At 71.4% G+C, this 18525-nt stretch carries 13 protein-coding genes; 10 read left to right on the top strand and 3 right to left on the bottom strand.

Features of this window, described 5'->3' with window-relative positions; genetic code table 11:
* Positions 1-7 precede the first annotated feature (7 nt).
* Positions 8-859 carry a MurR/RpiR family transcriptional regulator gene (locus tag ABZ573_RS05750; protein WP_151454400.1) on the bottom strand — a complete coding sequence of 284 codons (852 nt, stop codon included), beginning with the start codon at positions 857-859 and terminating at the stop codon, positions 8-10.
* 208 nt (positions 860-1067) lie between these two features.
* On the opposite strand from ABZ573_RS05750, the gene ABZ573_RS05755 reads away from it, so the two are divergent.
* On the top strand, positions 1068-3017 hold the full coding sequence (locus ABZ573_RS05755) for a trypsin-like peptidase domain-containing protein (RefSeq protein ID WP_192581381.1): 1950 nt from the start codon (positions 1068-1070) through the stop codon (positions 3015-3017).
* Positions 3018-3039: 22 nt separating this feature from the next.
* Here the strand turns inward: ABZ573_RS05755 and ABZ573_RS05760 are convergent, their stop codons facing one another.
* The gene (locus tag ABZ573_RS05760; protein WP_225852163.1) at positions 3040-3885 is read right to left on the bottom strand and encodes a glycosyltransferase; all 846 of its coding nucleotides are present in this window, start codon (positions 3883-3885) and stop codon (positions 3040-3042) included.
* 382 nt (positions 3886-4267) lie between these two features.
* Here ABZ573_RS05760 and ABZ573_RS05765 point away from each other — a divergent pair, with 382 nt between their 5' ends.
* The 6 genes from ABZ573_RS05765 to ABZ573_RS05790 all read left to right on the top strand — a co-directional run bounded on the left by ABZ573_RS05765 (position 4268) and on the right by ABZ573_RS05790 (position 12032).
* Positions 4268-5692, top strand: coding sequence for a hypothetical protein (locus ABZ573_RS05765; RefSeq protein ID WP_192581382.1), 1425 nt, complete (start codon positions 4268-4270; stop codon positions 5690-5692).
* Entirely contained in the window at positions 5689-6576 is an 888-nt protein-coding gene (locus ABZ573_RS05770) for a glycosyltransferase (protein WP_192581383.1), read from the top strand. The genes ABZ573_RS05765 and ABZ573_RS05770 overlap by 4 nt, the downstream gene beginning before the upstream one ends.
* A 97-nt stretch (positions 6577-6673) precedes the next feature.
* Positions 6674-7975, top strand: a complete 1302-nt coding sequence (locus tag ABZ573_RS05775) for an oligosaccharide flippase family protein (protein ID WP_151454402.1) — start codon at positions 6674-6676, stop codon at positions 7973-7975.
* A complete protein-coding gene (locus ABZ573_RS05780; RefSeq protein WP_358115901.1) occupies positions 7965-9143 on the top strand; it encodes a polysaccharide pyruvyl transferase family protein in 1179 nt (392 codons plus the stop codon). Before ABZ573_RS05775 ends, ABZ573_RS05780 begins: the two co-directional genes overlap by 11 nt.
* Positions 9144-9265: 122 nt before the next feature.
* Positions 9266-10393 carry an endo-1,4-beta-xylanase gene (locus ABZ573_RS05785; RefSeq protein ID WP_225852164.1) on the top strand — a complete coding sequence of 376 codons (1128 nt, stop codon included), beginning with the start codon at positions 9266-9268 and terminating at the stop codon, positions 10391-10393.
* Between the two features lie 175 nt (positions 10394-10568).
* Positions 10569-12032 carry a sugar transferase gene (locus tag ABZ573_RS05790; protein ID WP_151454413.1) on the top strand — a complete coding sequence of 488 codons (1464 nt, stop codon included), beginning with the start codon at positions 10569-10571 and terminating at the stop codon, positions 12030-12032.
* A 37-nt stretch (positions 12033-12069) separates the two neighbouring features.
* Here the strand turns inward: ABZ573_RS05790 and ABZ573_RS05795 are convergent, their stop codons facing one another.
* On the bottom strand, positions 12070-13122 hold the full coding sequence (locus ABZ573_RS05795; protein ID WP_151454404.1) for an LCP family protein: 1053 nt from the start codon (positions 13120-13122) through the stop codon (positions 12070-12072).
* A 359-nt stretch (positions 13123-13481) separates the two neighbouring features.
* On the opposite strand from ABZ573_RS05795, the gene ABZ573_RS05800 reads away from it, so the two are divergent.
* The 3 genes from ABZ573_RS05800 to ABZ573_RS05810 all read left to right on the top strand — a co-directional run bounded on the left by ABZ573_RS05800 (position 13482) and on the right by ABZ573_RS05810 (position 18438).
* Positions 13482-14042 carry a hypothetical protein gene (locus ABZ573_RS05800; RefSeq protein ID WP_151454405.1) on the top strand — a complete coding sequence of 187 codons (561 nt, stop codon included), beginning with the start codon at positions 13482-13484 and terminating at the stop codon, positions 14040-14042.
* Positions 14043-14250: 208 nt separating this feature from the next.
* On the top strand, positions 14251-18189 hold the full coding sequence (locus ABZ573_RS05805) for an ALF repeat-containing protein (RefSeq protein ID WP_358115906.1): 3939 nt from the start codon (positions 14251-14253) through the stop codon (positions 18187-18189).
* Positions 18190-18438: a hypothetical protein gene (locus tag ABZ573_RS05810; protein ID WP_151454407.1), complete on the top strand. Its 249-nt coding sequence runs from the start codon at positions 18190-18192 to the stop codon at positions 18436-18438.
* The last annotated feature ends 87 nt before the right edge of the window (positions 18439-18525 follow it).

The following is an 18525-nucleotide window of genomic DNA, read 5'->3' on the forward strand; positions in this document are numbered from 1 at the left end:
CTCCGGGTCATCCGAGGAACAACTGGCGGCGGGCGGCGGAGGCTTCGAAGGCCTCCAGCCGGCGCTGGGTGTCGGTCGGGGTGGCGTCGCAGATGGCCTGGAGCAGCACCATGGCCAGGGTCATCGGCGCGGTGTGCAGGTCGAAGACGAGCTGCGCGCCGACCGCGGCGGGCAGCACCACGTCGGCGTGCTCGGTGGCCGGGCTGACCGGCGAGTCGGTGATGGCCACCACGGTGAGGCCGGCAGCCCGCGCCTCGCGCAGCGCGTCCAGGGTCTCCCGGGGATAGCGGGGCAGGACGAAGGCGAGCAGGGCGCCCGCCCCGGCCTCGGCGGCCTGTTCGAGGCGGTCGGTGAGCAGGCTGCCGCCGTCGTCGAGCACCCGTACGTCGGGGTGCACCTTCGCGGCGAAGTAGGCGAAGTAGGCGGCCAGCGGGGCGGCGGCGCGCAGGCCCAGCACCGGCAGGGGGCGGCTGGCGGCCAGCAGCCTCCCGGTCTCGGCGATCCGGTCCCGGTCGGCGAGCTGCCCGGCGAGGCGGTCGAGGTTGCCGATCTCGGCGCGTACCGCCTGCTGGAGCTCGTTGTCGGCGCCGGTCGCGTCGCCCGGGGCGCCGGCGGACAGCTCGCGCAGCCGGCGGCGCAGCGCGGGGTAGCCGTCATGGCCTAGCGCGACCGCGAACCGGGTGACCGACGGCTGGCTGACCCCCGCCAGCTCGGCGACCTCGGCCGCCGACAGGTACGCGGCGGCCGGCGCGTGCTGCACGAGGCAGTGCGCGATGCGGCGCTGGGTGGGGGTGAGCCGGACCCCCTGGAACAGGTCCAGCACCCGCTCGGTGGGCGCCACGACAGCTCCCTCATTCATGCCGCGACTCTATGCATGAAAACTTTCACAAGCAATGCGGCGACGCCAGTCCGTGGCGTTACTTCTAATGTGGACAAATGCGCTGACTTCGGACCGTGTTCGAGTCGCGACGGAACCGGTGCGGGCGCTGTCCGCCCGACGACCGGCCGAGGCCCGCGCGAGCATCGCCTCTGTAGGATCCGCACGGCGGTCGAGCGGAGGAGTTGGCATGCAGCCGGATGGCCCGTACAGGTTCACCCACATCCTGGGCACCTGCCAGGTCGGGAAGGCATGGGCGGCCATCGACGCGCAGGGCCGATTCGTCACGGTGGCCGTGCTCGACGCTGTCGTGGCGAACGACCCACGCTGGCGGGAGGCCTACTCGGCCATGGCGAACGTGCTGGCCCAGGGGCCCGGTGGCCAGGCCTACACGTACGCGGACTTCTCGGCCCCCGCCCCCTGGGTCGCCTATCCCGCCGAGGCCGGCCCCGGCGCGGAGAAGCTCCTGCGCGCGTTGGGCGTCGAATACCACCCGGTGTCGCCCGGGCCGGACGCCCCGGCACCGGTGTCTGCACCATCCCGACCGGTGTCCTCCCAGCCTGCCTCCACGCCCCCGCATCCGGTGTCCGGCGCGCCGCATCCGACGTCCGCTCCGCCACACGCCCCGTGGGCGGTGCAGGCCGGACCGATGCCCGAGCAGAGGGAGGCGTCGACCCCGAATCCGGTCTCCGCCGCGCCCTCCTGGGACGCGCCGACCACCGTGACACCCGCGCAGCCGGTCGCCAGCGCACCCCTGTCGCCGGCAGCCCAGCCGGCCGCTGCGCCGTACGACCCGTTCTCCGCGCAGGCTCCCCGGATCAGGCCGTCGGAGCCGCCCAAACGACGTGCCGGCGTCTGGATGGGCGTCGCGGCCCTCATCCTGGTGGTCGCCCTCGGCACGGGTGCCGCGGTCTGGGTGCTCGCCCCGGGCGAGTCCGCCCAGCCCGGGCCGACCCCGACCGTGGGTCCTTCGGCGTTCCCCAACGGGGCCGCGGTCAACCCGGGCCTGAAGCCCTGGGCGCAGGCGGCGCCGTACAGCCCGGAGGAACGGGCGTTGGCCATCGCGGCGCCCGCCATGGTCTTCATCGAGGCGGTCTTCACCGGGGTGCTGCGGGAGACGAAGTCCAACGTCCCGCTCAGCGCCACCCCCATCACCTTCAAGCGGCGGTGCACCGGATTCGTGGTCAATGCGAGCGGCCAGGCGCTCACCAACGGTCAGTGCGTACGGCCGGCGGAGGACGCCACCCGGGAGCGGGCGCTCTACACCCTGGGTCGGATCCTCATCGAGCAGAAGAAGCTCACGGCGTCGGGCCTGGACCAGTACGTCCGCACGAGGATGGCCACCACCAGCTTCACCGGCAACGAACCCGGGACCGAGCCCACCAACGAGGTGTTCGGGCAGCTCAACGTGGCGCGCGGCGACCTGACGGCCGACCCGGCGGCGCCGGTCGAGGTGGTACGCGTCCTTCCCGTCGACAACGGCAACCTGGCGCTCGTGAAGCTCACCCAGACCAACGTTCCCGCGGTTGAACTGAACACGGAGGCCACCCTCGGCTCCGGCACGTCGCTGCTCGTGCTCGGGTACAGCACCACCGACACCGACTTCCGGGCCGCGACCTACACCCTCCAGTCCAAGTCCGTGCAGGTGGCCGGCACCGCCAACCAGGGCGCGGTCGCCGTCGCCCGGATCAACGGCGACGTCGGCATCTACTCACACGGGGGCATCGCCGTCGACACCAGCGGTCGGGTCGTCGGGGTGCTCGACAACGACCGGGCTGCCAACGGCGGAGCCAACCGCGCCCTGGTGCCGATCCAAGTGGTGACCGGCCTGCTCGGCGAGGCCGGCGTCCAGGGCGGACTCGCGGATCCGGACCGGGTGTACCGCAGCGGCTTGGATGCCTTCTTCGCCGGCCGGGACGCGGAGGCGATCAGCCGGTTCGACACCGTGACGAAGTCGTCGCCCACCAACCTGCTCGCTCAGGCGTACCGGCAGAACGCTGTCGACCGGGCCCGGCTGGCGGGGGAGGAGCCCGAGTCCTCGCGACTGCCGGCCGCGCTGCTCGCGGGCCTGGCGGCCGCGCTGCTGGCCGGACTCGTCGTCGCCGTGGTGGTGCTGTCGCGCCGCCGGTCCGGTCGCTGACGCTCCGCGTCCGGCCCGCGGGTCAGCGGGTGGAGTCGTCGCGCCCCCAGGCATCCCGCGGATGACGTCGTGACCTGAGCACGGCGGCCACCGTGATGGCCACGTACACCACCGCCGCCGGCGCGAGCCACGGCCGGGGAAGGACCACGTCGCGAAGCCAGGAGGACGGCGCGGAGGCACGGATGCCGGTGTGACTGGTCCGCAGCATGGTGTTGCCGGCACGTACCCGGGCCAGGGTCCGGACCAGGTCCCGGGTGCGCCGGGGGGCCTGCACGTAGGACGTGGCGCCGGTCACCTCACGCTTTTCCTCCGAGGAGAACTGCGAATCCAGGAAGAGGTCGTCGGCGATCTGCTCCGGGAAGCGGTCGAACCGCTTCCGGCCGGCGGCGGAGACGCCCATCGCGCCGCGGCCGAAGAGCGCGTCCGCGAAGATGGGCAGCCGCGTGTTGATCGCGTAGTAGGCCCGCACCGCCAACGACCGGCCCTTGGTCACCATGTGGCGGCGGGGCATCACGGCCAGCGGCGGCGTGCCGTCGGCGGGAAGCACGGCGGCCATCTCGCGCAGCGCGCCCGGGCTCAACACCACGTCGGCGTCGAGGTAGATCCGGGGGAAGCCGCGCGCCACGGAGTCGCCCACGTTCAGCGCGTTGGACTTGCCGGCTCGGGCGACCTCGACGACCCGGACGCCCGGCCGACTGGCGGCGACCGAGGCGGTGTCGTCGGTGCAGCCGTTGGCAACCACGACGATGTCGAGTTCGCCAAGCGCGGCGTCGGCGAGAAGCGCGTCGAGGCAGTCCCCGATGACCCGGGCCTCGTTGTGCGCGGCCATCACCACGCTGATCGTCGACAGATCACCGGGGGTAGTCACATCAGTTCCACACTTCCGCGATGGTCGGGAAGCCTGCTCCACGGCCGTCGGACGGGCGGTCCACGTCACGTACCCGCCTCGAACCGGGCCCAGGCACGGCGGTAAAGCTTGCCGGACGTCAGGGGCATGCCGCAACACCGGTTCCGGCCGTTCCTACCGTGCGGAAACCCGACACCTCCGTGTCGCCGGTCGCTGGTATCGTCCTCGTGTTTCTGAGGCGGGGCCAGGCAGAGCAGCGGAGCATCCGCGACCTCCCCCCGCCGCAGGGCACGACTGCCGATGGTGGATCGGCGAGGGACTGGGCAACGGGGGCCCGTCAGCTGACCTGCCCGCGTTGTCGGCTGCTGCCGCGGCTGACACTGATGGGAGAGGCGCACCCGCGATGGAGATGCTGACCACACCGGAGCGGCGACCGCCTCTTCCTCGGGGGCACCGGGCCGCGCCCGTGCCCCGCCACGAACAGGCGGCGCGTCACCTGGCCACCGTCGCGCTGGTACTGGTCGCGGTGAAGCCGCTGCTCGACATCGGTGAGAAGGACGCCGGTGGTGGCTTCGACCTGGGGGTGCTGCTCACCACGCTCGGCGCGCTGTGCATGGTCACCGCGCTCGGTGTCGTGGCGCTCGGCGCTCGGCGCCTGCCGCCCCGGCCCCTCCTGCTCATCGCGGGTGGGCTGACGTTGTTGCTCGTGCTCTCCGCGGTCAGCTACCTGGCCGTCCCCGCCCGCGAGGAGCTGCTGGACCTCTTCGACGTCCGTCGCTACTCCATCTACGGACCGCCGCAGGTGCCCACCAGCGCCATCCCGGCCGAGGCGGTGCGGCTGGTCGTCGGGTTCGCCCCGATCGCACTGCTCGGGCTGATGCTCATGCGGCGCGACTGGTTCCCGGTGCGCCGGCTCGCCCTCGTCGCCGGCGTCGTGGTGGCCGGCGCGGTCGTGCACTGCGTGCTCGCCTGGCTCCAGGTGGCCGGGGTCATCCCGTACTCGTTCTACTTCGAACTGGCCAACTGGGAGAAGATCGGGCGGGCCTCCGGCGGCTACTACCACCCGATGTCGCTCGGCCGGTTGTTGATGTTCTCGGTGTTCCTGGTCTACGTCCTGGGTGACCGGCTGAAGGTGCCGGTTGCCGTCCGGTACGCGCTGATCGGCCTCTTCGTCGCCACCGGCGTCGTCTCCCTGCACCGCTTCACGATCCTGTGCCTGGGCATGATCGTGGCCGTGTTCGAGGTGCGGCGTCTCTTCGGCATGGTCAGGGCCCGCCGCACCGGGAGGACGAACCGCCGGGCCGTTCTGGCGGTCGGCGGCGCGGTGGCGGCCGTCGGCGCGGTCGCCGGGACGCTCTGGGGCGGTGCGATCTGGCGGCGGGCCGAGGTCACCCTCACCGAGGTGGGGTCGCTGGACGTGCGGTCCGACACCTTCATGCACGGCCGGGGCGCCATCTGGAACGACCTGGCGGAGATCCTCGGTCGTTCCCCGTGGGACGTCCGGCTCCTCGGGTTCGGCTACGAGCCCTGGGACATGCACAACGACATGCTCCGGGTGCTGGTCGTGTGGGGGATCGTCGGCGTCGTCGTGACCGCCGCCGCCCTGGTGGGGCTTTACCGGTTCGTCAGGGGACGGGTCGACCGGCCGGGCCGGCTCGCCCTGGCGCTGCTCTTCCTGACGCTCGTCGTCTTCGGTCTCACCCAGAAGCCGCTGGCCTACCCGTACTTCCTCTGGCTCTTCTTCTTCGGCCAGCTGGTGGTCCTCGCCGTCCACGGGAAGGACACGGGGCAAGAGGACCGATCCGTCGAGAGCGGGACGACACGGTGAACCCGTCGCTGCCGTCGTCGACGTACGGCCTGCCCAGGCAGGGCGGCCGACCTCCCGGGACGACCGAGACCACGGCCGCCGACGCACCCACGACACCGCTCGTCCGGCCGACGTTCTCGGTCTGCATCGTGGTGCGCGACCGTCCGGCCCTGCTCGTCAACGCGGTGCGCAGCGTCCTGGCGAACACCTTCGGCGACTTCGAGGTGGTGATCGTCGACGACGGGTCACGGATCCCGGTCGCGCAGGTGATCGCGGAAGCGCGCCTTTCGGCGGACCGCCGGGTGCGGGTGGTCACGCAGCCGCCCACCGGCATCGCCGAGGCACGCAACCGGGGCCTGCGGTCGGTCATGGGCAGGTACGTCACCGTCCTGGACTCCGACGACGAGCTCACCGCCGACGCGCTGGCTCGGCTGCACGACCTGCTGTCGAACTCCGGTGGCTCGTGGGTGTACGCCGACTACACGGAGATCCGCCGGGGGACGTCCCGCTGCATCCGACTGCCCGAGTACGCCTCGGCGGGACGCATGTCGCTGGGGGTGTTGACGCGTCCCCGCCTGCCCTTCAAGCATTCCGGCACCACGATCGACCGTGCGGTGCTGGACCGGATCGGCGGATACGACGAGAGCTTCCGTCTCTTCGAGGACGTGGAACTGATGCTGCGTGCGCTGCGTGCCGGCGTACACCCGTGCCACCTGGCCCATCCGATCGTGCTGTTCCAGCGGCACGACGGGAACGTCACCCGGGGACGGCTAGGCGGGCTGGTCTTCTGGTTCCGGCTGATCGACATGTACCGCCCGTCGAAGTGGCCGGGGGTGGCGACGGCCATCAAGGCCTTGCGGACCCTGAGCGAGACGGGCAAGTGGCTTGTCACCCTCGGCCGCTGACCTCCACGCCGCCGATGGCAGCCAGACCGGCGCGAGCGGCGCGACGCCACCGAAGGCGGCCCGCGGCCGGGCCGTGACAGCCCTCATCCATCTCGGCATGCTGGGGTTGAGCCAGGTCGGCGTCACCCTGGCCGCCTTCGGGACGCAGATCCTCCTCGCCCGCACTCTTCCCCAGGAGGCCTTCGGCACGTTCACCGCTGCCCTGGCGGTGGTGTCGCTGACCGCACCGCTGGCGGTCTTCGGTGTGCCCGAATTGTGGTTGCAGCGGTTCGGGCGTGAGGGCGAACGGGCCCGCCGGTGGGTCGGCCCGTCGCTGCGGGTGATGGCGGCCGGCAGCGCCCTGACCGTCGCGGGAGTCCTGGCCTGGAGCCTCGCCGAGTGGTCCGATCCGGTCGGGGCCGGGGTGCGGGCGCTGCTGGCGACCGTCGTCGTCGCCCAGGCCGGGCTGGCGCTGGTCGGCTCGGTGCAGCAGTTGCGGGGCGACTACCGAGGCCTCTCCGCGCTCCAGGTCGCACCGCACCTGGCCCGCGTGCTCGTGGTGCTCGTGGTGTGGGTGTGCGGGCTCTCCGTGCTGGCCACGGCCGCCGGGTACGCCATCGTGGCGCTGCTCACCGTTGCCGGCTGTGTAGCGGTGATGCGGCCCTTCCTCCGGGGCGGCGTGCCGCTGGAGGGACATGCTCACGTCGTGCCACCGGGATCTTCGGCCACCGGGGTCGGCGTGGCGCGGGTGGCCGGCGCCGCGACGCCTTTCGTGCTGGGCAACATCTTCTACCTGATCGGCATGTACCTCGGCACGGTGGTCGCCGCCGAATTCCTTGGCCCGGCGTCGGCGGCCGTCCTGGCCGTCCCGATGTCCGTGCTGACCGCGGTCTACCTCGTCCCCCGGGTCGTCTACCAGCAGTATTTCCTGGCCAGGCTGCACCGCTGGTCGGGCACCGACCGCGACGCCGTCCTGATCGCCTACCGCTGGGGCGGTCTCGGGATGCTCGCGCTCGGCGTGGTCGTCGCGGCGCTGGTCGCGCTGGGTGGCCTGCCGGTGCTGCCCTTCCTGCTCGGCTCCGAGTACGGTGAGTCGGCGACCGTCATGGCACTGCTGGCCCTGGCCATTCCGTTCCGGTTCGCCGGCGCGGCCGTCGCCTCGCTGCTCACCAGCGGCGGCCTGCTCCGCCTGAAGGTGACCTACCAGGGCGTGGGCGCCCTGGTGTTCCTCGTGGCCCTGGCGGTGGCCACGCCGCTGTGGGGCGTCACGGGCACGGCCGGGGCTGTCGTCGTCGCCGAGATCATCCTGTGTGCGCTGTTCTGGATCGCGGTACGCGCACGGGTGGTCGGCGATGCTCCTCTGCCGTCGTGGCACGATCTGCGGCGGCGCCTGACTAGGGAGACCCCTCGTGCATCCTGAACCGAGTCCCGCCGCCCGCCGCCCACTGGTCGTCGGCTACTACGGCATGGAGAACGTCGGGGACAACGCCTTCTGCGTCGTCATGGACTGGGCCACCCGCACCTACTGGGGGACCCGGGAACCCGTCTTCGCGGCGCCGCCGATGGTCGACCTGCCGGCCGAGAGCGTCGGCATGAATCCCCGCTGGTACCGCTCACGCAGTCTGCCCGACCGTGTCGGCTGGGTGCTGAACAAGGCGGCGTTGCTGGGCCGCTCCTCGATGCTGGTCTTCGGCGGCGGTTCGGTCTTCCGTGACATGGGCCCGCTGAGCGAGAAGAAGCTCTTCTCGCTGTTCTCCCGTGCCTCCGGCCACCCGATGGCCGCTGTCGGCGTCTCCATCGGCCCGTTCCTGTCCGCAGCGGCCGAGCGGCGGCTCGTCGAGGTGCTGCGTCGGATCGACTTCATCGGTGTACGCGACCTCGCTTCGGCCGAGATCCTCGAACGCGCCGGATATCCGGGGGTGCTGGTGTCCGCCGGAGACCTCGCCGGGCTGCTGCCGGAGGCGCTGGGTGAGCCGATTCCCGAGCGCCGGCCGAGGCCCTCGTCGGGAGGCCGGGCCCGGCTCGGGGTGACTCTGCTCGGGGTCGACTACGAGGCCGAGGCCCCGCAGACGCGGCAGCGGGAGGACGCGCTGATCGAGGGCGTCCGCCGGCTGGTTCTGAAGGAGCCCGTGGACGTCACCGTCTTCGTGTTCAACACCCATCCCGTGCACGGCGACGAGCGGGTGAGCGACCGCCTCGGGGCGGCCCTGGACGGGCTCTGCGACGTCCGTGTGGTGACCGCCCGGGACGGGGTGCGGGCCTGCTGGGACGAGATGAAGCGCTGCGACATCGGCCTGCACATGCGGTTGCACGGTGCGGTCTTCGCGTACCTGGCGGGTGTTCCGTTCACACTGGTGCCCTATCAGAAGAAGTGCGACGACTTCCTCGCCGAGATCGGCCAGCCGGAGTCCGCGCGCCTCGGGCGCGTGCCCGAGGGCCCCGTGGAGGTGACCCGGGTGCTCGCGGACCTGCTGACCGCCGAGGCGGTGCCACGCCTGCCGCGCGAGGAGTTCGCCGAACGCGCCCGGTGGAACTTCACCCGGGCGCCATGGGCCCTCCGTGACGCACGGGGCCAGCCCGTACGGTGATCGTCGATCTTTCCACCCGGGGCGGCGACCCTGCGGCGCCGTCCGCGGGGGCCCTCGACGGCCTGGCCCACGGGCCGGTCCCTCGACGCCCCGCGGCCGTTTCCCGGTCCCGCCTCCTCCGCGTGCCGGTCCTGCTGGTGTCGATCGTGCTGATCGTTGCCGCGCTGGTCGCCGTCGGCCTGGTGCTGGTGCGGCACGGCTCGGAGCGTCCGCCGGTGGGTGGCGACTCGGGACCGGCTGGCGGGCCCTCGGCCGCCATCGCGCCCGGCCGGCAGGCGTTGCGTGACCTGATGCCGCCCGAGGTGCGGATCGGCTCGGCGGTGGACGGTCGGGGGCTCAGCCTGGATCCCGCCTATCGGAGCCTCCTCGGCACCGAGTTCAACGGCATAACGGCCGAGAACGCCATGAAATGGCGCAGCCTGGAACCGTTGCCAGGGGTGCATGCCTGGGCCGGCGCCGATCAACTCGTCGAGTTCGCTCAACAGCACGGCCAGGCGGTGTACGGCCACACCCTGGTGTGGCACAGCGACGTGCCCAAATGGGTCTCCCCGGACTGGCCGGCGGAACGGATCCGTGCCGTCCTCCGGGAACACGTGACGACGGTGGTCTCCCGGTACCGGGGACGCGTCTGGGCCTGGGACGTGGTCAACGAGGTGCTGGACGAGGACGGGACCCTGCGCGACACCCTCTGGCTGCGCAAGCTCGGTCCCGGATACGTCGCCGACGCCTTCCGCTGGGCCCACGCGGCCGATCCGGGCGCGCGTCTGTTCATCAACGACTACGGCGTCGAGGGCCAGACCCGGAAGGCGGACGCGCTGTTGAAGCTCGTCCGCGAGCTGCGCCGAGCCGGCGTCCCGGTGGACGGCGTCGGATTCCAGAGCCACCTCAGGTGGGACCAGCCACCTCGCGACCTCGTCGGGAACCTGCGCCGGTTCGCGCAACTGGGGGTCTCGGTGGCCATCACCGAACTGGACGTGCGGGTCGCGCTGCCGAGCACCCCGTCGAAGCTGGAACAGCAGGCCGCGCTCTACCGGCAGGTGCTCCGCGCCTGCCTCGCGGTACCCGCCTGCGTGTCGCTCACCGTCTGGGGCTTCACGGACGCGCACAGCTGGATTTCGGGTTACCACCGCGGTTACGGGGCGGCGTGCCTCTTCGACAGCAACCTGGTCCCGAAACCCGCGCATGCCGCGTTGCTGGACGAGCTACGCCGGCAACCACCCCGCACCGGGATGGCGCCGCGCCCCGGCTGACCGGGACGAGGCCGCGGGCGTCCGGCCCGGGGCCCGCCGCCCCTCTGGTGACGACGATTAGCACGGTGAAAGGAAGGTCGTGTCCGGGCAGACTCAGTTCCTCTCGACTGTGGCGCCGCACCAGGCACCGAGGTTCGATCCCGAACTCGGGGTGATCACACCCCCTTCCAACGGCATGCCGCGGTCGGCGTTCGGTCGGCCCGTCGCCCCACGGGTCAGGTGGCGCCGGCGGTACGTGGCCTGCCTCGTCCTGATCGACTTCGTCGCCGCCCTGGCGGCGAGCCGGACCGTGGTGGCTCTGCTCGACGAGGCCGACGCGGGCTTCTGGGACCAGCGGGTGTTCGGCGGTACGGTCAGCGCGTTCGCCCTGGTGGCGAACCTCGGCGTGCCGTTGATGTGGATGACGGTCCTGGCCGCCGCCGGCGCGTACGACCGGCGGGCGCTCGGGCGCGGCACCGAGGAACTCAAGCGGGTGGTGCGGGCCAACGTCGCGATGGCCGCCACCGTGTCGTTCCTGGCGCTCGGCTTCAAGAAGGACCTGTCCCGGGCGACGGTCGCCGCCATCATCCTCTGCCTGCTCTTCTACGCCCTGGTGTCCCGGGCGGGCGCCCGCGTCGTGCTCCGGCGGATCCGCCGGGTCAGCCAGCGGGCGTCACAGCGGGTGCTGCTGGTCGGGAGGCTCTCCGACGCCTTGGCCGTGCACGAGGTGGTGACCCGCAACCCGGGTGCCGGGCTGCGCCCGATCGCCATCCACCTGCCGCACCATCCGCGGCCGGGGGAGCGCGTCACGGCGCCGGTGCCGGTCTACGTCGGTTGGGACCTGGTGCCGCTGGTGCAGCAGTTGGGCGCGGACACCATCGCCGTCTGCGGTCCGGCCAGCCTCGAGTCGTACGAGCTGCGCAAGCTGGCCTGGCAGTTGGAGGGGACGGGGCTTGATCTCGTGGTGGTGCCGCAGGTCACCGACGTCACCGGCCCGCGCATCCACGTCCGTCCGATCGAGGGCCTGCCCCTGCTCAACGTCGAGGAGCCGACGATCTCGGGCCTCTCGCTGCTGGTCAAGAGCATGCTCGATCGGGCCGCCGCGTTGGTCGGGCTGCTGCTGCTGAGCCCGCTGCTGGCCGGGATCGCACTGGCCATCAAGCTGACCGACCGTGGACCGGTGCTGTTCCGGCAGACGCGGATCGGCCAGGAGGGGCGTGCCTTCAAGGTCTGGAAGTTCCGCACCATGTACACCGACGCCGAGCAACGGCTGGAGGCGTTGCGCGATCGGAACGAGAGCGACGGGCTGCTCTTCAAGATCAAGGATGATCCTCGCGTCACGCCCATCGGCCGGCATCTGCGCGGGCTGTCGCTGGACGAACTGCCCCAACTGGCGAACGTGCTGATGGGGCAGATGTCGCTGGTCGGCCCGCGTCCGCTGCCCACCGAGGACGACGACTACCGTGGCGACGTTCGGCGGCGCCTGCTCGTCCGGCCCGGCATCACCGGGCTCTGGCAGATCTCCGGCCGCTCCGACCTGACGTGGGAGGACGCGGTCCGGCTCGACCTGCACTACGTCGACAACTGGTCGCTCGTCTACGACCTGGGCATCCTGTGGAAGACGGTCAGCGTGGTGCTCGCGCGGCGCGGCGCCTACTGACTCCGGGCCACGCACCGGGCGGGTGGCGGCCCGCCCACTATCGCTTGCCCCCGCTGATGATCTCCTTAACCGCGTCCCGGCGGACCGAGTCGTAGAACGACTTCACCCGATTCGCGTCGGCGAAGACGACGCTCTCGGTGCCGACCCGCCCGGTGCCCTTCGTCGGGCTGGTCAGGAAGAACAGGTTCCCGCTGCGCAGGCCGCGCAGCTCGGTGGCCATGTCCAACAGGGACAGGTCCTTGTCCACCGAGACGGAGTCCGAGGTGGCCTGGAGGAAGGAGTTCAACTTCCCCGGGTTGGTCAGGACGCCGCCCGACGAGACCTTGTCCAGGATCGCCTTGATCACCTGCTGCTGGTGGCGGATCCGGGCGAAGTCCCCGTCCGCGAACTGCTTTCGCTGACGGGCGTAGTCGAGCGCGGCCTCGCCGTCCATCTCCTGCGGGCCCTGCGCGAAGGTCCGGAACGGCGGGTGGATCGAGGTGAAGGTCTTCTCCGAGGTGATCCGGACCCCACCCAGCGCGTCGATGATCTCCTTGAATCCGGCGAAGTCGACCATCGCCACATGGTCGACGCGGACCCCGGTGAACTTCTCTACGGTCTGCACCATCAGCGGCACGCCGCCCCACGCGTAGGCCGCGTTGACCTTGGCGTCCCGGCCGCCGTGGCCGCCGTCCCGGGACCGGGGCACGGGGACCCAGGTGTCCCGTGGGATCGAGATGAGCTGCGCGCTCGACCGGTCCTTCGGCAGGTGGGCCAGGATAATCGTGTCGGTACGTGACCCCGACGTGCTCTCCGGGTCCCGGGTGTCGCTGCCCAGGATCAGGATGTTCATCGCGCCCTTGGTCACCGCCTGCGGGCGGGACTCCTCCGGCACGCCGGTGAAGGCGTCGACCCGCTCGATGTCCGACTCAACGGAGCGCAGGTAGAGCCCGCCGGCCACCACGCCGCCCACCCCGAGCAACGCGACCACCAGCACGCTCACCAGGACGATCCGCCGCCAGCGGCGACGGGGCTTTCCCGCCGTCCGCAGCTCCTGGGGCTCGGGGCTGGCGGTTGTCGGCTCCGGCTCGACGGACTGTGGGGTTGGCATGCCGGCGATGCTACTGATCCGTCCGTTCGCCCGGGTACCCTCCTCCGGCTGGTGACGGCCCCCGTCCGTGCCGACCCGTCCACCTCGTCCTGTGAATCCGAGCGCGGGTATGGCAGCGGATTGGCTCACGATCAGCGCGACGACGGGTCCCGACAGCACTGATGAGGCACCCGGCATTGACGCTCATTGTCCTTATTGTCTGCTGGGGCTGCGGTCGGGGGTCGGGTGACTCTACGGTTACGGCGCTTCGCGATCGTCTCGTTGGCCGACGGGGGCACCGACGGTCAGGGCTGTCGGGTGTGGCTATTTCGGGCGACTGGATGGTTTCGGGCACTCCACTTCCAGACAGGAGCGCATGCATGAAACTGTCCATCCGGTCGAGAGGCGTGCTGATCGGCGCCGCGACGGCAGTCGTGGTCCTCGCGGGCGGTGCGGTCGGGGTGGGAGGCGCCCTCGCGGCGGATCCCACCGACGTACCGACCGAGACCAACGGCGGATCGATCGTCGAGGACTTCAAGTACCCGAACGCCGCCGAGATCCTCGCGACGCAGAACGTCAAGTTGATCCGTGGCGACGGGCACATCCTCCTGGTCGACTGCGCCACGCCGCCGGTCGGCGACATCGGCCTGTTGAAGGTCCGGACCACCGACGAGCAGATCGGCGCCGACGGCATCGGACGCGTCTGTTTCAAGGTGACTTCTCCGTCCGGGTGGCTCGAGCTCGAGGTTCCCGGGGTGTACGAGATCCGCGGTGACGGTCAGCGCACGGGCACGGGCCACGAGGTGACCGCCGAGCTCGAGAGCGACGAGGGCGAGGAGATCACCGTCGACGTGGACCCGGACGGCAGCACCCAGGTGGGTCTGGGCGCCGACCCGACCGCTTCGCCCACGATGCTCCTTCGGCTCACGGTGACCGGCTGACGTCAGCCGGTCGCGTCTTCCTTGAACACGAGCACCTCGACGGTCCGAACCGTCGAGGTGCTCCTCGGCTCGTCCCACTGCGGCACGGGCCAGTCCTGCGCATCATCCAACGGGGATCGGAGTGACCGTGAGTACGTCACCTGGTGTTTTCCTATCCAAACCTCCTCTTCCGGGCGCGGTCCGACGCCGAGCGCTCGTCGCAGCGCTCATGGTGCTGGCACTGCTCACCGGCTTCCTGCGAGCCACGCCCGCTCGGGCCGAGGACCCGGCGGTCCCCCCGGACCGCGCGCTGGTCGTCAACGCCTGGAAGTCGGGGGGAATGCAGGTCCGGGCGGCGGCCGAGATCGCGCTGCTCGGCACCGACGCGCAGGTCAGTGAGTTCCTCAACGGTGGTCTGGAGAAGGCCCAGCGATTCGACGAACTCGACGCGGTGGCCGGCGTGGTCGGCGAAGGCGGGCCCTCCGTGCGGGCCGCCGCCAAACAGGCACTGGACGCCGCCGACGCCGGCGACCTGGAGGCGGTCTCGGCGTTCCTCTCGCATGGCTGGCAGGGGCCTTCCGACATCGACACTCGGCTGTCGGTCAACCAGGTGATGGCTGTCGGGGGCGATCAGGTCCGCGAGGCGGCGCAGCAGGCCCTCGACTCCGAGAACCCGGCGGTGATGCGGGCGTTCCTCGACTCCGGCTGGCAGTTGCAGTGGCAGACCGATCAGCGGCTGCGGATCAACCAGGCGATGGCCACGGGAGGACCGCAGGTCCGCGCGGCCGGGCAGAAGGCGCTCGACGCCGGGACGCCGGAGGCGCTCGAGACCTTCCTGGCGTACGGCTGGTCGGTGGCGGCGGCCCAGGACGAGGAGGTCGCCACCCTTACCGGTCTGCTGGCCCAGGCGCAGGCCGCGGGCGAGGTGGCCGCCCGGGAGACGAAGCACGCCACGCAGGAGGCGGACCGGGCGAAGGCCGCGTCCGATGCCGCCCGGCGGGCCGCAGCGGACGCTGCGCGGGCCACCGAGGCCGCGAGGTCGAACATGAAGGAGGCTGCCGCACAGGCCAGGCGAGCCGCAGTCGCGGCGCAGAAGGCGGCGCAGGCGGCGAAGGTCGCCGTGCAGGCGGCCGCCGCCGCGAGCCGTGCGGCACGGGCCGCCTCGACCGCCGCCGCGCGAGCGGCGTCCGCGGCCTCGAAGGCCGGTCAGGCGGCGACCAAGGCATACAAGGCAGCCGCCGACGCGGCGACGGACAGGACGAAGGCGGCGGACGCCCGCGCGAAGGCGGAGCAGGCCAACGCGGCGGCCCGGGACGCGGAGGAATTCGCCAAGAAGGCCGACGCGGCCGGTAAGGCGATCGAGGCGGGCCGGGACGCCGTGGCAGCGGCAAAATCGGCCGCCGCCCACGCGAGGTCGGCCGCGGCCGCGAACGACGACGCCGCCAGGCACGCCAACAGCGCCGGCGCGGACGCCCGGGAGGCGGTGGCCGCAGCCAACCAGGCCCGGGCCAACGCCGACCGGGCCACCAGGGCGGCAGCCGCCGCGGAGAAGTACCTCCAGGTGGCGATCAATGCCGCCTACGCGGCCCGCGACGCCGCGAAGCGCGCGGCGGTGAACGCCCGGGCTGCGGCGCAGGCCGCGATCTTCGCGGCCGACCATGCCGGAGAGGCGGCAGAGGCGGCGAAGCGCGCCACCGAGTACGCCAACGCGGCGACGCAGGCTGCCACGGACGCGGTGAACGCCGGCGTGCAGGCGGCGGCGGTCTACGAGGCGGCCCGCGAGGCCGACGTGGAGCGGCTGGCGGTCTCCCGGGACCAGGGGCTGGAGGCCGCGCAGGCGGCGAACACCGAGTACGAGTCCCAGCAGCGCGCGGGCGACTGGGACGTCGAGCAGGCGGCGAAGCGGGATGCGGAGACCAGGAGCCTGATCGCCGAGGTCCAGAACCCCGCCACTGCGCCGGCCAGGGCCGTCGCCGCCAGCCGCCAGGTTGCGCTGAACCTCACGTCGTCGCGGGGTGCCTGGACGCAGCAGGCTGCCATGGCGGCCCTGGCAGGCAGCGATGAGCAGGCGGTCGCGTTCGTCCGGACGGGGCTCGCCGCCACCGAGGCCCGGGACAACCGCCAGGCGGTCATGGACCTGGCGATCACCGAGAACACCGCACTGCGGGACGCGGCGCTGGCCGCGCTGGCCGGCAGCGACGCGGTGGTCGCGCAGTTCCTGCGCACCCAGAACTACCCGGGGCGCTACACGCAGGATCGGCTGAAGGTCAACCAGATCCTCGCTGCCGCCCGCACCGCTGGTGATGTCGTGCTCGAGCAGAAGGCACAGGAGGCGCTGGACGCCGACACCCTGCAGGCTCTGCGCGACTTCCTGGACACCGGCCAGTACACGGCTGCCGCCATCGGTGAGCGTGTGCGGGTCAACCAGGTCATCGCCGACCCGGCCAGTGGACCGGAGCTCAAGGCCGCAGCCCAGATCGCTCTGGACGGGCCCGCGCCCGGCCTGCGGGAATTCCTCGAGAGCGGCCGGTACATCGCCGCCGAGCGGGACTACGACAACGCCATTCACCTCACGGTCGTCGGCAGCCTCCTCGAGCGGATCAACGAGGTCGCAGAGACCGCCGTGACGAACTCGTTCGAGGCGCAGGCCGTCGCGGCACGGGCGCGTAACGACGCCGCTCTGGCCGAGCAGCACGCCCGGGACGCGCTTCTCTCGGCGGACAAGGCGGAGGGTTACGCGAACAAGGCGAGGGGCTACGCGAGCCAGGCCGCTCAGTCGGTGCAGAAGGCCGCAGCCGCTGTCGCGACCGCCAAGGACGCGTCCACCCGGGCCAACGCCTCGGCCCGCAGCGCCATCCGGTCCGCCGCCTGGGCGGTCGCCTCGCACAAGAAGGCGATCAAGGCTGCTGCCGAGGCCAACGCCGCCGCCAAGCGTGCGTACGACTCGGCCAGGGCCGCCGGGGAGGACGCCAACGCCGCCGTCGCCGCCGCCAAGCAGGCGTACGACACGTACTCCCACGCCCAGGGCCTCGAGATCGCGAAGTGCCACACGGAGTATGCGGCCGATCCCATCGTCGAGCTCGAGAGGATTCTGAGCGGCACGCAGCACGAGTGGTACCGCAACTGCGTCGCCAACGTCGTTCCCGACCCGGCGGAGCTGGCCAACCGGGCCTACACCAACGCCGCCCTGTGCGACATCTATCCCCAGGGCAGCCAGCTCTACCAGAACTGCATCCACTCCACCCTCGACCCCGAGTTCAAGGGGATGCAGCCGCTGATCTTCTTCGTCGAGTTGGTGAAGGGGCTCGTCGCCACTCTCGCTCCGGTCGGGGCGCTCGCCATCGTGCTCTGCGTCGCCACCGTCGTCTGCGGAGCCGTCGCGGGGACTCTGCTCACCGTCGGCGAGGTCGGGCTCAACGTCTACAAGCTGATCAACGGGGATCAGACCCTCGCGCAGACCCTGCTCAAACTCGGCCAGACAGCGCTCGAAACCCTGGTGTTCCTCGGTGCCGCGAAGCTCATCAGCGCTGGCTTCCAGAGCGCCCGTGCTCTCTACATCGCCAACCAGAACGCCAAGAAGGCGCAGGCGGAGCTGAAGGCGGTGAACGCCATCCGGCTGAAGATGGTGGAGGTCACCTCCTGCCTGTGGCGTGGCAGTGCCGTCACCCTCGCAGGTGTCGCGCTTCTCGCCCCAGTCGGTGCCTCCACGGCCACCGCCCCTGCCCCGTCGGTCGTTCACGACGCACGGCAGATCTCTCTGGCGGCACCGCAATCCGCGCCAGGGTGTGGCGTCGAAACGGTACGGGAGGCCGAATACGAGTGGCGGCATCCGGAGAGCAGGAGCCTGTTCGACGCCTATCTCGACGACAAGGGCGGTCTCTGGATGCTGGTCGAGGTCACAGAGGGGTCCCCCGTCCGAGGCAGAGACATCTTCATTCGGATCATGTCGCTGTTCGGGAGCCGCGTGAAGACGGTTGAAGGTAACCTCGTGGACTCCAACAAGGATTCCTTCGCCGCCGCGCTTGCCGCCGGAAAGACTCCTACAGAGGCGGCATGGGCGACCTGGACCGGAAAGATGGCGCGTGAGCACGGCTACACGAAGATTCTCCACGTCGATCAGGAGGTTCTTCCGGACAAGCCGGTGCGGATCACCTTCGGGAGGCCATAAGTGATCGTATGGGACGAGTGGCATCCGTTCCTTCGCCGGATCGTGAACGAGGGCGGCGACATCGGCGACGTGGCGCGTGCCATCAGAGATCACGGCGAAGGCCGGTACATCCAGGCGGGACGCGCGGCGCGAGAGGAGTTCGGCCTGCCCCTGCCCGACGTCCTGAAGATCATTGCCTGGGCCGAGGCGAAGGGTGGCGACGAGGGCCTGGCTGAACTTCGGGCGGAGATCCGCACTCCACTGAAGTGATCGCTGATACCTGTCTCCTCCGAGCGGACGTACGAGTTCGGACGGCCTGGGTGATGTGACCCGCTGAACCGATCGCTGGGCGTCTGT

Origin of the sequence: Micromonospora sp. NPDC007220, assembly GCF_040634035.1 — a bacterium.
Classification (GTDB): domain Bacteria; phylum Actinomycetota; class Actinomycetes; order Mycobacteriales; family Micromonosporaceae; genus Micromonospora; species Micromonospora reichwaldensis.